This is a genomic window from Enterobacter hormaechei ATCC 49162, from assembly GCF_001875655.1.
Lineage (GTDB): Bacteria > Pseudomonadota > Gammaproteobacteria > Enterobacterales > Enterobacteriaceae > Enterobacter > Enterobacter hormaechei.
In genome coordinates, this window is the sequence record NZ_MKEQ01000001.1 from 1,896,867 (window position 1) to 1,912,162 (window position 15,296).

13 protein-coding genes and 1 pseudogene are annotated in these 15,296 nt (G+C 46.8%); 5 read left to right on the plus strand and 9 right to left on the minus strand.

Annotated elements, in window-relative coordinates; all coding sequences use genetic code 11:
* Positions 1–8 precede the first annotated feature (8 nt).
* From BH712_RS09590 to BH712_RS09605, 4 genes are all read right to left on the minus strand, one after another.
* Entirely contained in the window at positions 9–221 is a 213-nt protein-coding gene (locus BH712_RS09590) for a helix-turn-helix transcriptional regulator (RefSeq protein WP_006809972.1), read from the minus strand.
* A gap of 209 nt (positions 222–430) precedes the next feature.
* Positions 431–1,114 (minus strand): hypothetical protein, encoded by a 684-nt coding sequence (locus BH712_RS25140; protein WP_006809973.1) that lies wholly within the window; start codon positions 1,112–1,114, stop codon positions 431–433.
* A gap of 9 nt (positions 1,115–1,123) precedes the next feature.
* Positions 1,124–1,495, minus strand: a complete 372-nt coding sequence (locus tag BH712_RS09600; RefSeq protein ID WP_006809974.1) for a hypothetical protein — start codon at positions 1,493–1,495, stop codon at positions 1,124–1,126.
* Positions 1,496–1,636: 141 nt separating this feature from the next.
* Entirely contained in the window at positions 1,637–2,851 is a 1,215-nt protein-coding gene (locus BH712_RS09605; RefSeq protein ID WP_006809975.1) for a tyrosine-type recombinase/integrase, read from the minus strand.
* 322 nt (positions 2,852–3,173) lie between these two features.
* Here BH712_RS09605 and BH712_RS09615 point away from each other — a divergent pair.
* The 5 genes and pseudogenes from BH712_RS09615 to BH712_RS09635 all read left to right on the plus strand — a co-directional run bounded on the left by BH712_RS09615 (position 3,174) and on the right by BH712_RS09635 (position 7,330).
* Positions 3,174–4,573, plus strand: a pseudogene (locus tag BH712_RS09615) (tyrosine-type recombinase/integrase).
* Between the two features lie 277 nt (positions 4,574–4,850).
* Complete coding sequence (locus BH712_RS24610; RefSeq protein ID WP_139237272.1) at positions 4,851–5,129, plus strand: hypothetical protein; 279 nt, start codon at positions 4,851–4,853, stop codon at positions 5,127–5,129.
* Positions 5,126–5,347 carry a helix-turn-helix domain-containing protein gene (locus BH712_RS09620; RefSeq protein WP_003847740.1) on the plus strand — a complete coding sequence of 74 codons (222 nt, stop codon included), beginning with the start codon at positions 5,126–5,128 and terminating at the stop codon, positions 5,345–5,347. Before BH712_RS24610 ends, BH712_RS09620 begins: the two co-directional genes overlap by 4 nt.
* Positions 5,348–5,482: 135 nt before the next feature.
* Complete coding sequence (locus BH712_RS09625) at positions 5,483–6,247, plus strand: hypothetical protein (protein WP_006809977.1); 765 nt, start codon at positions 5,483–5,485, stop codon at positions 6,245–6,247.
* Positions 6,248–6,709: 462 nt separating this feature from the next.
* A complete protein-coding gene (locus tag BH712_RS09635; RefSeq protein ID WP_023315489.1) occupies positions 6,710–7,330 on the plus strand; it encodes an inovirus Gp2 family protein in 621 nt (206 codons plus the stop codon).
* A 73-nt stretch (positions 7,331–7,403) separates the two neighbouring features.
* Here the strand turns inward: BH712_RS09635 and BH712_RS09640 are convergent, their stop codons facing one another.
* From BH712_RS09640 to BH712_RS09660, 5 genes are read right to left on the minus strand one after another with little or no spacing between them, the layout of a single operon-like run.
* The gene (locus tag BH712_RS09640; protein WP_006809979.1) at positions 7,404–7,898 is read right to left on the minus strand and encodes a helix-turn-helix transcriptional regulator; all 495 of its coding nucleotides are present in this window, start codon (positions 7,896–7,898) and stop codon (positions 7,404–7,406) included.
* Between the two features lie 34 nt (positions 7,899–7,932).
* The gene (locus BH712_RS09645; protein WP_006809980.1) at positions 7,933–11,064 is read right to left on the minus strand and encodes a type I restriction endonuclease subunit R; all 3,132 of its coding nucleotides are present in this window, start codon (positions 11,062–11,064) and stop codon (positions 7,933–7,935) included.
* The gene (locus BH712_RS09650; protein ID WP_001581473.1) at positions 11,064–12,239 is read right to left on the minus strand and encodes a DUF4268 domain-containing protein; all 1,176 of its coding nucleotides are present in this window, start codon (positions 12,237–12,239) and stop codon (positions 11,064–11,066) included. Before BH712_RS09650 ends, BH712_RS09645 begins: the two co-directional genes overlap by 1 nt.
* Positions 12,232–13,539, minus strand: a complete 1,308-nt coding sequence (locus tag BH712_RS09655) for a restriction endonuclease subunit S (protein WP_032634419.1) — start codon at positions 13,537–13,539, stop codon at positions 12,232–12,234. The genes BH712_RS09650 and BH712_RS09655 overlap by 8 nt, the downstream gene beginning before the upstream one ends.
* Positions 13,529–15,238, minus strand: coding sequence for a class I SAM-dependent DNA methyltransferase (locus BH712_RS09660; protein WP_032673636.1), 1,710 nt, complete (start codon positions 15,236–15,238; stop codon positions 13,529–13,531). Before BH712_RS09660 ends, BH712_RS09655 begins: the two co-directional genes overlap by 11 nt.
* Positions 15,239–15,296: the final 58 nt, after the last annotated feature.

A 15,296-nucleotide genomic window follows, 5' to 3' on the forward strand; every position in this document is an offset into this window, starting at 1 on the left:
GGGCTAAGTTACAGTTGTGGCTTTGTGGAAATTAACGCATCACGCTCTTCGATCCTCTGGCTTATCCATTCGTCAATTTCACTTTCAACAAATGCGATAGATCGGGCTCCAATTTTAACTGATTGTGGAAAGCGATTTTCTTTAAGGAGACGATAGATCCACGCTTTGCTATAGCCTGACCGTTTCTGTACTTCTGCAAATCTAATTAATGAATAAGACATATATACCTCGTGTCGTCTAATGAAGTTCACGAGAATAATTTAATCAGAACTAGAACTATGATTGTGGAAACCGATATAAGATTGTTGGAAGGGATGACAGATAGCCTACAGGCCATAAAATCGTTTTTTTAAGTGCGTTTGGAAATGACTAAAGCATGAACGCGAGACTTTGGAAGTTGAGACTCGCGTTCACATTAACTTTGGAAATGCTAACCATCGCTTTCTGGAAATGTGACTTCCAAAGCCTCCTTTATGAGGTTTGTCATCTGTTTTTCCGTCACTACCATCCCTTGATAACCTAGAGTAGCCAGGTTCTGTGCAACCGCACGAGCAATTGCCAGTTTGTTCAGGCGCTCACCATTTCGATAGCTCTTACTTGATTTTTCGAGGGCGATAGCCATACCTGCAATCATCATCAATGCAGTGTTTTTACCAGGGAACTCCCCCCATTGATCTAGATAGACCTGATTTGTTTGTTCATTTACAGTTGGTTGCTGTAAGGGTAAAGGCCAGTTGAAATTATGTTCTGTAACCCATTTTTCAACCTCACTACGCACGAGTATACAATCACGCCGATCATGATCCATGTTATCGTAGTGGGAAATATCCCTTGCGGTTAGTTTTGAATTATCAATCGCATCCCAGAGAGATTCTTTATAAGCTTCATATTCGTGAGATTTTTCACCTGTAATATTTTCTCTTGGATTTGCGCCAACAATTAAACGTGCAGAGTCACTAAGAGAGATGCTATCTCTTGAAAGATATGGAACAAGCCAACTTGGTAAATTTTTCTTTAAACCAATGTTATATTCCAATAAATTATCATGCAGATTAAGGCCTAACGTTTTCTCAATCTCTGAACGATTAAATCCTATAAAATCAAATGAATTCATAGCATCACCTTAAAATGGAATATCATCATGAAAATTGAGATCTGAAGAGCTAGAGGTTTGCTCTTGGCCTTCTTGTGTCATAGATGGAGTCCATCCCTCGTAAGGAGGTTCATCCATAGTAGGGTTTGCCATAACACTGCTAAGCATTTCATAGGCACTAAAAGAAGGATCACCGAAGGTTGGTCGTCTGGTGATTCCACGAGAGTCTTGTATTAATAGACTCGGCGCGTATTCTTGTTCTTCATCAAGTTTAATGATTATCCAATTTGCGATTTGATCCCTTGTCATATCAGGGAATTTTGCCTCAATTCGAGCAATCAATTCCCTAATGCTTATAAACTGCTGTTTTTTTGCTTTGAGCTCTACTGCTGGATTAAGCATACGCCACCTCGCGTCCTCTATCTGGTGGCATTGCCAGCCCGCAGAGGTGCGCGGGTTTTCGGTGATCAGCCTAGACAATGCCTAATTATTGTTCGTCTACTGAAGTCTACTACTGTCAATTAGCACTGTCTATACATACAGTTAAGCGCTTTTCCCAAACGTTCCATGCACTACATTTTCGCCGTTTTCCAACGCCTCCATATAGTCGGCATACCATTGAAGCATTTCACGGCGGCCGTCTATGTATTGAGCATGGTTGTAAGTACCTCGAATAGAGTTTCTGTCGACGTGTGCCAGCTGCGTTTCTATCCACGCGGTGTTGTAGCCCTGTTCGTGCAGGATGGTACTCATGGTGTGCCGGAAACCGTGCCCGGTGACTTTTCCGTCATAGCCAATCCGCTTAAAGACTTGGTTTATGCTGGCTTCACTCATTGTTTTTCGCGGATCGTTACGGCCAGGGAACATAAGCGGGTAATTGCCTGTCAGCTCTTGGAGCTGGCCAATAAGCGAAAGAGCTTGCCTGGACAACGGCACCACATGAGGGCGACGCATTTTCATACGTGAGGCTGGTATTTCCCAGACCGCCTTACTGATTTTGATTTCATCCCAAAATGCCCCGCGGAGTTCGCCGGTACGCAAGCCGGTGATAATCAGCAGACGAGCGGCCAAAACTACTAAAGCGCTTCCGGTATATCCTGACAACGCCTTGAAGAAATCAGGCAATTCTTTCGGTGTGAGGAAAGGATAATGATTGGACTCATGCCCTTGCATGGCGCTGGTAAGATCCGGAGCAGGGTTATACTCAGCACGGCCGGTGACTATTGCGTAACGGAAAACTTCCCCGCAGCGCTGCCTAACTTTTTTGGCCTTTTCTGTAGCGCCGCGCCCCTCAATGCGCCGCAGCACATTCAACAGTTCAAGCGGTTTGATATCGGCTATTGGTTTTTTGCCAATGTAAGGGAAGACATCTTTGTTGAAAGCCTCCAGGATGTCTGAAGCATACCCAGCAGACCATTTTTTTAGTTTGCTGCTGTGCCACTCAAGGGCAAGATCTTTGAAGGTATTGTTTAACTGAATTTCACGGGCAATCTTCTCTTCCCGTTTCGCTTCCATAGGATCGATACCCCCAGCGATACCCCTTTTGGCTTCTTCACGTTTTGACCGAGCATCGGCCAATGTGACTTCAGGATACACGCCAAGCGCTAACAGCTTCTCTTTACCGGCTACACGATACTTGAGCCGCCAGTATTTGCCACCATTAGGTTTAATCAGGAGATACAAACCACCACCATCAGCCAGCTTGTAGGGCTTATCTTTAGGTTTGGCGGCGTCCACCTGCCGGGCGTTTAGTTTCACTTGGGGGTACCTCCTCTAGACCGAACAGCATATACCCCCATAAGTACCCCCAAATGACCGTAGATCTCAGGGAACTTTAGTAGACGTAGAAATACTAAAAGGGGCTGTAAAGCGCAGATTATAAGGGGTTTCAGTGAACTTTAGTAGACTTGGGGAGACGTTAGAATGGTGCCGATAATAGGAGTCGAACCTACGACCTTCGCATTACGAATGCGACGTTATTATATTTTTACCCCTTTAAAAACCTACTCTTAAAACAAGTAATTCATTATAAAACATTGTGTTATGAAAAACACCTGTTGATAAAAATTGACAGGTGTTGATGTTTATTCCCCCATTTTACTTACACCAGCAGTTACATTATGGTGATGTAACATTTCTCATCTGGAGCCCCAAAATGGCACTTCCAAGACAAAAACTCACCTTCGAGCGCATTCGAAAATTTGCTTTATCTGAAGGAAAAACCCAGGCATTTCTTTGGGATGCGGACGTAACTTCCCTGGCATGTCGGGCAACTCGCGGAACAAAAGCTTTTGTGTTCCAAAGCGTATATGCGGGAAAAACCCTTCGCATGACCATTGGCAACATTAACGATTGGAGGATTGATGATGCCAGGGCCGAAGCCAGGCGGCTGCAAACATTAATCGATACTGGGATAGATCCGCGTATAGCTAAGGCAGAAAAAATTGCTGAAGCGGAATCACAGCAGGCTGAATCTCGTAAAACGAAGGTAACCTTCACAAGCGCTTGGGAAGATTACCTTGAAGAATTGAGAACCGGAATCAGCGCAAAAACTAAACGCCCATATTCTACTCGATACATTGCCGATCACATTAACTTGTCCAGCCGTGGAGGGGTAAGTAAAAAAAGAGGCCGGGGCCCAACCTCGGCTGGACCATTGGCTAGCTTACTCGACCTACCGTTATCGGAACTAACACCAGAGAACATTGCCGCATGGCTAAGTACAGAGAGACAAAATCGGCCTACCGTCACTGCTCATGCCTACCGGCTGTTGCGTGCATTTATCAAATGGGCTAATTACCAGAAAAAATATCAGGGAATAATCCATGGCGATATTGCACAAGATCATAACGTGAGAAAAGTGGTTCCAGTATCAGCGAGTAAAGCGGGAGATTGCTTACAAAAAGAACAGTTAAAAATCTGGTTCAGTGCCGTACGTAGCCTCAATAATCCCATTGCATCGGCCTATCTCCAAGTACTTTTGCTCACCGGTGCACGGCGTGAAGAAATTGCGTCACTTCGGTGGTCTGACGTAGATTTCAAATGGTCAAGCATGAGGATTAAAGACAAGATCGAAGGCGAACGTATCATCCCTCTCACTCCTTATGTTTCTGAGCTGTTAAGTGCGCTAGCGCAATTCCCAAATTCTGACGTAAATAAGGAGGGTTGGGTTTTCAGAAGTAACAGCAAAAGTGGCAAAATTATTGAACCGCGTTCAGGACACAACAGAGCGTTAGCTCGAGCTGAGTTACCACATATCAGCCTTCACGGCTTACGCCGTAGTTTTGGCACTCTTGCTGAATGGGTTGAAGTGCCAACAGGTATTGTTGCTCAAATTATGGGACACAAACCAAGTGCACTGGCGGAAAAACACTACCGCCGTCGTCCGTTAGATCTGTTGCGCAAATGGCATGAAAAAATTGAGAGGTGGATCTTACAGCAAGCAAATATTGTAAAAAAATAACCGTTGATATGCGTTGATTTCATTTAATATCAATAGATTACAGAACAACATCCATCGTTGACATAAGTGTATTTTAAGGTTTAAATTCCATCGTCCACTTTTAAATCAGGAGATAAAGCATTATGTCTAATTCTTTGATGAGTTCTGCGCAAACTAGCTCAAAGGCTCGAATAGTACGGGTCGTGGGTAAGATCAAAGTTGTTCGTTCTAGTAAGCAGCGACAAACCTGTGCTGAGTCCATATTTCAGGAAAGACAGATGAACATCAGGATTCGAGCTGCTCTTGGACACCTCAATGAAAAAAACTCTTTATACAATAAAAACAATCGACATAAAACTTTGGGCGTTTTTTTTTGCACGTATCATCTCGCACAAAAATCTGGCCGAAAACTCGCAAGGTAATGCGTCTAAATCAACTAAAAGTACCTCATCCGGCTCAAGCGAAGGTAGTGACCCTGACCCTGAAGCTTATTCAAGCTTGGCTTTTTCGTTTTCTTTTTGGTCCTTTCTTTCCCTTCTAATTTCATTACTTTTTGTATATGCCTGCATCTCAATCATTGAGGTGGTAGCATGAGCATATATGAGCAATCCAGAACATCTTTATCTGAACTTGTTTCCACAAGTGAGTTAGCACATCTATTAAACCTTAAAGCCCAAACAATTCGAAAATGGCTTTGCCAAGACAAGCTGCCTAATGGTTTACCACGCCCAAAGAAAATTAACAGCCGACATTATTGGTTACGCAAAGACATTGATAGGTTCCTATTAACCTTCTCAGTATATTGTAATTAACAGCAGCCTCAAAATCATAACTCCCCAGCTATTCTAAAGAATAGCTGGCTTAATTAACAGAAACAATCCGTCAATAAAAGATACTAAATCACCACCGTTTATCACATTTTACATTAACGAAAGTCAAGGATACATATGAAAAAACGCATCACTTTCAGCGCAAACAAAAAATCAACTATTGATGCAATCGACGACTATAGCAATGCAAAAGGATACTCTAGGTCAGAGGTGATATCATTTTTGTTAAACGCCACAGCCCCAGCATTGAATAAAATAACATCGCAATATCATATAGCTCAAACTTTGGAGTCAACATTAGGCTGTATTTTTGAAGAGAAGGCCCCCTCAATCGCACGGGGTGAGCCAAAATTAACTTACGAAGAGTTTTTTTATTCCGTCTGGAACACTCACATTCGACACCGGAACGAGGTTGTCGATCAAGATTTTTATGCGCACAAAATACCTCATGATAAGATGGGTAAGAGCGAAAAAAAATTAATTCATGAAAAGCTCTCATACATTATAAAAAGTTTCAATGTAAAAAAAGCAATTTTTATTTACACAGATCGGCGCGTGAACCGCAAACATCTCATTGCAGGAGGGTTATCTAATATCATACTGATAAAGGACACAGTCTACGATGGTTGTTTTTTTGATTTGAGCAGCATTGTGATTATGCCAATCTTTGAACTTATTACATTTGGAGTTGAGGCAGTATTGAAAAGAAATAAAACTCCCCCTAAACAATCATGCTATTGCTGGATACCAATTTATTACACAAATGATCTAGCGGTAATGGTTCCGGTAATTGCCGAAGGCGATACACCTCAAAAGGCGATGAAAGGAGGAGATGCCATCATTATTAATCCCTTTAACGGTGAAGTAAACCATACATTCTGATACCAATGTTAAGCATAACCACTTAGTTTACATACATCTCGACAGTATGGAGTTATTGCCTAATAGCTAGATGAGAGCAAAAGATGCCTACTAACAAAACAAAACCAAAGAAAATGCAGGGAAGACCTGAAGGAAGTAAATATTCTTATCTAATTCAGAATGAGAAGGCTAAGCATTACTCTCAATCCAAGGTGGCAAAGATCTTAGGAATAAGCATTTCCACGGTAAAAAGATACTGGGATAATGGTATCTTTGGATGATTATAATTGCAGAGTTACTTTTTAAGTATTTTACTGCACGGGTAATGGGTTGATAACAAGTTTTATTGTTGGAAAGGTATTATAAAGCAATCATTACTACCAACAGTTAATTAACATAACTAATTACAGACATTCAACTATGTCTTATCATATTACTATATACGGCTATCGAAAGCCGTAGGACTAGCTACAGGATCGAAACATGGAATTATATCATGGTTCACATGGTGAGCATGTGCTCGCCTATAAAAAAAATATTGAACGAGTCGTCAATGATGCACTCAGTGAATTCCCCAGAACAATGGCATTACGTGTTGATGTACATTACCCCCCCATTCTAGACAGAGGTGATACTGTTTGCTGTTTTCCTAATCTAGAGCCTGGTGCCATATCCCGTTTCCGTAATGCATTAAATGCCATGTTGGAGGCCAATGAGAGAGCCAGAGCCGCCAACGGTAAAAGAATATATCCAAACCGAGTTCGTCATGTTTGGGTAAGGGAGTTTTCCGAAGAGGGAAAATGTCATTTTCATATTGGTCTTTTTTTTAACAAAGATGCTTATTACCATTTAGGTGATTATGAGGCTGAAAGCAATTTAAGGATGATGATTGTAAGAGCATGGTATAGCGCACTGGGATTGGAACTGGATGATTATCCGGGATTGGTTCACTACCCTGAAAATTGTCGTTATATATTAGACGTCAATGATTTTAACTTTGAAGGAGAATACAATAAATTACTGAATCGTCTTGACTACCTGGCTAAACTTGATACAAAAGTATACGGAGATGGCGACCGTAGCTTCGGCTGCAGTCGCTGGTAATTTATTTTTTTACAGAAATGGCCTTTCTTATGGATGGAAAGGCCAAACCCATCAGTTAAAGATGGTTGTTTTACTATAATCCAACGACCTCATCCCCGATATTAGTCAAAATCATTAATTCTTTAATCTCTCGTTGTGCCAACTGTAATTCAAACTGCTCTTGAATTAACATCCACTTCGACCAACTTCCACCGACTACATGCGATAACCGGAGTGCCATAGCTTTCGTCAGTGAAACTGAACCGTTCAACAATTCAACTATCTCTTGCTCGCGACATCCCATGTAAACCGAAAATTTATTCAGTCCTATATTTGATACCGCTAGTATTTCGGCCAGTTTAATGCCGGGATGATCAGGAAGTAAGGTCATGCCGTATTCATCCTGATAAATTCCATAAATAGAACAGCCAGTTTCTCTCAGTTCTCGTAAATTCTTCCCTGCAAACTTCAGCTCGTGTGAAAGCCCGAGAAACTCACCAGTAAATTCATATTCTGCTTCAGGCCTATGGTGGCATTTGATCAATGCAAATGCCGCCCCTACTTTTTCAACTGTTACAGTAACCGACATTGAACCACCTCCGTCAAGATAATCGATGAACGTTTTAGACTGTCCAGCTGTTCGACACCACTTCTGCCTGCTTCAAAATCAGTTCCACGGCGCCCGGCGTTTTGTCCGGCGGATACTTATACTTACGCAGCGTCTGGCGCACCAGAATACGCAATCGGGCACGCACGCTTTCACGCACCTGCCAGTCCACGGTGGTGGACTGCCGCAATTTCAATGTCACTTCGATGGCCAGCTTTCTCAGCGTATCATCGCCCAGTTCACGCACTGCACTTTCATTTTCAGCCAGCGCATCATAGAAGGCGATTTCATCCGGGGTCAGCCCTAACGCATCATCACGCGCCATCGCCTCCTGGAACGCTTTCGCCATCTGGATCAGCTCTTCAATCACCTGCGCGGTCTCAATGGCGCGGTTATTGTATTTGAGCAGCACCGCTTTCAGTCGGTCGGAGTATTTCTTCTGCTGCACCACGTTATTGCCCGAACGGGCATGAATGCCGTCATTGAGCAGTTTTTCCAGCAGTTCCACTGCCAGATTACGCTGCGGCATTTCCCGCACTTCTTCCAAAAACTCATCGGACAGCAAACCTATGTTCGGTTTATCCAGCCCGGCGAGTGCGAAGACATCCTCAACCCCGGTCGCGACAACCGCGTTATCGAGGATCTTGCTCAGAAGAGAGTTTTTTTCTGACTGGCTAAACTTTGCCTTCGGATCGAGCTTGATAAGCCCCACCCTGACCGCCGAAAGAAACGCGAACTCCTCCTGTAAGGGTTTCGCCTCATCCAGCGTATTACACAGTGACCAGGCTTTATTCATCGCCAGCGAAACATCGAGGTAGCGTTTTTTACCGTCATCCAGCCCCAGAATATAGTTCACCGCATCGCGTAAGAACGCTAACGGGTCGCGAGAAAAACCTGCATAACTGAAGCCGGGTTTTCCTGCCGAGGGCGCAAACATCCCATGAATAATGTCGATTTTTTCCAGCAGAATGGCAAAGGCTTCCCGGGCATCGACCGTGGACTGCCCTTTGCCTTTTGAGTCGGTATAGGTTTTCAGCGCCTGCTTCAGCTCGTTGGCAATGCCGATGTAATCGACCACCAGCCCGCCGGGCTTATCGCGGAACACGCGGTTAACACGCGCAATGGCCTGCATCAGGTTGTGGCCACGCATCGGCTTGTCGATATACATGGTGTGGCAGCACGGCGCGTCAAACCCGGTCAGCCACATATCACGGACTATAACCAATTTGAGCGGATCGTTTAAATCTTTAAACCGAGTTTCAAGGCGCTTTTTAGTCTGCTTGTTGTAGATGTGTGGCTGGAGATGGTCTTTATCCGATGCCGAGCCGGTCATAATGACTTTAATAGCCCCTTGTTCGACATCCGTGCTGTGCCAGTCTGGGCGGATCTCGGTGATGGCATTGTAGAGCTTCACACAGATATCACGGCTCATGGCGACTATCATCGCCTTGCCATTCATCGCCGCATTGCGTGTTTCAAAGTGCTGAACCAGATCGGCCGCGACCTGTTTGATGCGTGGCTCAGAACCTACCAGCTTTTCCAGACGGCTCCAGTCACCTTTGGTTTTCTCCTGCTGGCCGGTCTCTTCATCTTCCACCAGCTCATCCACCTGATCGGAGAGCGTTTCCAGCTCCTCATGGTTCAGGTCGAGCTTTGCCAAGCGGGATTCGTAGTAAATCGGCACCGTCGCGCCGTCATCCACCGCATCCTGAATATCGTAGATCGAGACATAATCACCGAACACGGCACGGGTATCTTTATCTTCAGACGCAATCGGTGTACCGGTAAAGCCCATAAACGACGCATTCGGTAGCGCATCGCGCATATGCTTGGCGTAGCCGTATTTATAGGCCCCGGTTTGCCGGTCCAGCGTGGCGCTCAGGCCATATTGGCTGCGGTGCGCTTCATCGGAAATCACCACGATGTTGCTGCGGACGTTAAGTGCCGGATGGCTCTGTTCACTGTCCAGCGGCGCAAACTTCTGCACGGTGGTAAAGATAATGCCGCCGGATTCACGGGCGTTGAGCAGCTCGCGCAGTTCGTCGCGGTCGTTGGCCTGTAACGGCGTTTGCTTGAGTAAATCATGCGCCTGGCAAAACGTGGCGTAGAGCTGCCCGTCAAGATCGTTACGGTCGGTCACCACGACGATGGTCGGATTATTCATCTCTGTTTGTTGCAGCAGCTTTCCGGCGTAACAGCACATGGAGATACTTTTGCCGGAGCCCTGGGTATGCCACACCACGCCCGCTTTTTTACTGCCGGGGGTAATGTTGCTGCGCAGCGGAAGATGTTTACCGGTAGAGGCCACAATCGTTGCCGCAACCGCTTCACGCACCGCGTGGAATTGATGGTAAGCGGCAATCTTTTTGATAAGCCGTTTGCCATCGTTTTCAAACAGCACAAAGAAACGAATGTAATCGAGCAGCAGTTCGCTATTAAAGAAGCCCTGCACTACCGTTTTAAGCTGCCAGTGAAACTGCGGTTTATCATCTTCGTTCGCCACCGTTTTCCACGGCAGAAAACGCTCTTCATCAGCGGTCAGAGAGCCGATACGCGCATTTTGCCCGTCGCTCACTACCAGCGCTTCGTTACAGATAAACAGGTCGCTGAGTTCGTTTTTATAGGTCTGCAGCTGGTTAAACGCAGCCCAGATATCGGCATTGGCATCAATCGGGCTTTTCAGCTCAATCACCGCCACCGGCAGGCCGTTGATATAGCAGATAATATCCGGACGACGAACCTGTTTTATCCCCTGAATAGCCACCTGATTTACGACCATAAAGCGGTTATTGCCGGGATGGTTGAAATCCATCAGCAGGGCTTTATCGTGAACCGTTTTGTCTTCACGCTTGTACTCAACGGGTACGCCGTCGAGCAACAGGTGATGGAATGCTTTGTTGCTGACGACCAGATCCGGGCTTTCGGGGCGGGTAATACGGAGTATCACCTCTTCCAGCACGGAAACAGGGAGATGGGGGTTGATGGTTTGCAGCTGCTCCAGCATCACCGGGCGCAGAAACACATCATGAAATGAAGCACGCAGCGGGTTGTCGCCATCCGGCGCGAGATCTGGCCCGTGCAGCACTTCCCAGTCCTGTTCAGCAAACCATTTCAGGCATTGCTGCTCTAAATCGTCTTCGCTCAGCATTACTCTTCCTCTCCCTCGGTGATCATACCGGTCTGTTTCAGCTCAATCGCCAGTTCCAGCAGGCTCGGGCGGATCGCTTTTTCCAGACGGTTCATGCTATCCATCATCCAGTCGATAATGACAGGCCAGATCTCTTTATTGCCGCCGTCAAACGTCTTTGAACAGACGATCTGGCAGCTTTTTCGCTCTGGCAGCAACCGCCAGTCGAGCGGCTCGCCAAACAGCGATTCAATGTGCGTTTTACGTTCCTGAAGGCGTTCAAATAACCAGGTGTTTTCCAGCGCATCTCCGCGCGAAATATTGAGCTGCACGCGAGCGTCTTTCTGGGAAAAGATAAGCTCAAACGGCACGCCGCTAACGCCCGACCCGGCAGCCAGCCAGTGATCGGTTGAGGGAGCGCGGTTGTTAAACAGTGAACAGGGGCTGGTGCGGAATTTTTCCAGCGCCATCGTCCAGAACTCGCGGCGCAGATAGTGACGCTGCTGCAGTTCGCTACTGCTGGAGGTGGACTGCTCTTCCGCCTCTTTTTGCGCCATGCCAATCATGTACGACTCCGCTTCCGGGGTTGGGATAACCTGGCGGATATCGACAAACACGTCTTCACCAAAACGGTAGGGGGTCACTTTGAAGCACTGGGCGCGGATACCAAACTGCATCAACCACAGCGCGGTATTGGTGACCTCTTTGCGGAAATTGGCCGCAACCATGATGACGCGCTGGGTGCCTTTGCGGTTGAGCACCCCTTCTTTCAGGCTTTCCCAGCCCATAAATTCGGCGATGACCTCTGCCGCCTGGCGGTTCTCGTTGGGCTCATACTGATCCAGATAAAGCTGGAAGATCTCCACCACGCTCTCCTGACGCAGGTTGGCGCAGTAGCCGGCATATTTCAGCGCCTGCCAGACGACGTCGCGCCCGGAATCATCAAGCTTATTTTCGATGATGACCAGGTTGCCTTTTTTATCGAGCGCCAGCAGATCGAGACGTTCTTTGGTGTCGTCAAAACCGGCGAACTCTTTCTGGATAATCAGCAACTCATCGTCGTTGTCGCGGGTTAACGCCTGGGGATTCTTTGCCAGCCACTCCTGCAGGTGATCGCGCTCGCGAAAGCCGAGGCTGCTGAACGACACCTCTTGCAGAGAATGCAGACTATTGGTCGGCGTATCGACTTTATACATTTTCCGCCTCACTTACCGCCTGCTCGGCTTCCGGTAGGGTGATTTCACCCGAGAGGAGTTTGGGGAGAAGGGTGTCGCGGAGTAATGCCAAAGATTGAGAGTGTTTTAAATTTACATGTGCACGCTGATGCAAAAGCAAGGCTGATGATTCAAACAAATTTACTAATGCCATAGGGGGGAGTGGATAGCTCAAACTATGTATATGATTACGGTTCAAAGAAGGAACAGCTGAACCTGCATTAAACGCTTTCATATCTAATAGTCGCAGCAACTCATAAGCGTAACAGGGTGTTGCACGTTTGAATTCCTTTACCCAAAGGGTTGTATTCAATGGCCAATAATCTTCAAGCGTTAAATAAACTTTACCAAGCACACCAGAACGACCAGTTATAACGCCCGGAGCTTTAGCCATTGCCACATTATGAGTACCGTTGGGGCCACTGGCGGCAATCAGAGGAAACTCACCATCTTTTCGTGCCGATGAAGGGAGATCAAAACCTCTCTGTAATACCAACAAATCTTGAAGCTTCCCTAACTCCCATGTCACAGGGATATTTCCCAACTCACTATCCTGCATCGCGGACGGAAACAGTTCTGCCGTGGCTTTTAACTCGGCATATTGTTCAGGGTGTTCACGCTCAAAAACCACCAGCGCATCATCATCTTTTCCGGAAATCGCTGTCATAGCGGCAAGCATCGCGTCTTCCTGCGAACCGCCCGCTTCCAGCACTGCCATTTTGGCCTTTACGGGTTCAAAATTAACAAACCAGCTTTTGAACAGGGCTTGTGCCATTTGTTCGAGGGTTTGGTTTATCTGATTATTCGTGAATACTTTCTCTTCCTGCAATTCGATGAGCTTACTAATATTACAAGCATTCTCAACAGGTAAAACACTTACTGGAATATTATTAATAAGGTCTTTGCTAACATTAGGAAAAGTTGATCCTGTCGCAGCTGCCAGCAATTTAGGAAGATAAGTCTCTAATACAGCTTTAACGTAAGGTGTCGGATATCCGTTTCGACCTCTTATTGCAGCAAGACCTCGACCTATACAATATTTTTGATCAGAATAGTTCATCCTGCCGGTTGTTGAACCACGAACACAAAATAAAATATCTCCTGGTAGCGATATTTTTTTTGCATATGCAGTATGCTGCACAGGTGCAGGGTAACGGTCAGTAAACTCTGTAGGTCCATTCAATAAGGGGAGTCCTATCCCCTCATTATTAACCTCTTCGCCTTTAGGGGATTGCCCCATAATAATCTCTGCAATATGAGAGAATGGGATCTCAAAACTCATAACCCAGCCCCCCCAGATTCGCCTTAATCTGTGCTTCTAGGTTCGCGCTCTCTTCCAACTGATCTTTCAGTTGCGTCGTCAATCGTGCCATTTTCTCGGCAAAGGGTTCATCATCTTCGTCTTGCTCGGTAGCACCAACATAGCGCCCAGGGGTCAACACAAAGTCGTTTTTCTGAATATCTTCCAGCGTTGCAGAGAAGCAGAATCCGGCTTCGTCTTCGTACTCTTTATCTGCCTGCCATTTGTGGAAGGTGTCGGCAATTCTGGCGATATCTTCACGAGTAAAGTCACGCAGCACGCGGTCTTTCATAAAGCCAATCTTGCGGGCGTCGATAAACAGCACTTCGCCTTTGCGGTGCGCTTTGCCGTTGCCGCTGGATTTGTCTTTGGTCAGGAACCAGATACAGGCCGAGATTTGGGTGTTGGTAAAGAGCTGGCCCGGTAGCGCCACCATGCACTCGACCAAATCGGCTTTGATCAGGTTACGGCGGATTTCGCCTTCGTTGTTGGTGTTGGAGCTCATCGAACCGTTCGCCAGCAGCAGCGCCATCGAACCTTTTGGCGCAAGGTGATGGATCATGTGCTGCATCCACGCAAAGTTGGCGTTGCCCTGCGGCGGTGTGCCGTATTTCCAGCGCACGTCGTTTTCCAGCTTGGCGTTCCACCACTCCTTCATGTTGAACGGCGGGTTCGCTATCACGAAGTCAGCTCGCAGATCCGGGTGCTGGTCGTCCAGCAGGGTGTCGGCGTTTTTGCTGCCGAAGTTAAAGTCGATACCCCGGATCGCCATATTCATTGCCGCCAGCTTCCAGGTGGTCGGGTTCGACTCCTGGCCGTAAACAGAGATATTGCGCTTCTGCTCGGCGGCGTTGTACTGCTTCTCGCCCGCGTGCTCTTCGATAAAACGGTCGCTGGAAACAAAGAACCCGCCGGAACCCATCGCCGGGTCATACACGCGCCCGTTATACGGTTGCAGCATTTCAACAATCAGGGTGACGATACTTTTTGGCGTGTAATACTGGCCGCCCTGCTTACCTTCCGCCAGCGCGAACTGGCCGAGGAAATATTCGTACACGTGACCGAGAATATCTTTGCTCTTTAAGTTGAGCTTCTTGCCGTTATATTCCGGGTTGCTGAAGTTGGCGTCAGAGAAAGTATTAATCAGCCCGGTCAACACTTCGTTGCCCAATTGATACTGGCTGATACGGTTCAGAATACCTTTCAGCTTCGGGTTGGTTTTTTCGATTTCATCGAGCGCGTTATCCACCAGCCAGGACACAGAGCGCAGCGTCACATCCTTGCCGGTGGTTTCATCCACCCACAGCACGGTGCCGGTCGGCAACATGGCTTTGTTTTTCAGCGTGTCCCAGCGCGCGGCTTTCGGCACCCAGAAGATGTTCTTTTCGGTGTAGTAATCTTCCACCTCCAGTTCATCCACAATCGCCTGTGCGTACTCTTCATCAGAGTCGTAACCGTCGCGCGACATGGCATAGATGTTGTCCGGGTTGCCGACATCGCGGAACAAGGTGATTAGCTCCTGCTGACGCGCCTCGAAGGCATCGGACACATACTTGAGGAAGATAAGCCCCAGCACCACGTGCTTGTAGTTGGCGGCATCCATGTTGGCGCGTAGCTTGTCGGCGGCTTTCCAGAATTTGTTATCCAGCTCGTTCAGGAACTGTTGTTCGGCGTTGTTCATGAAAATCCTCAGGGGCGATCGCAGCGATAGTGCAAACATGCCTATCTTAAATTTGGTT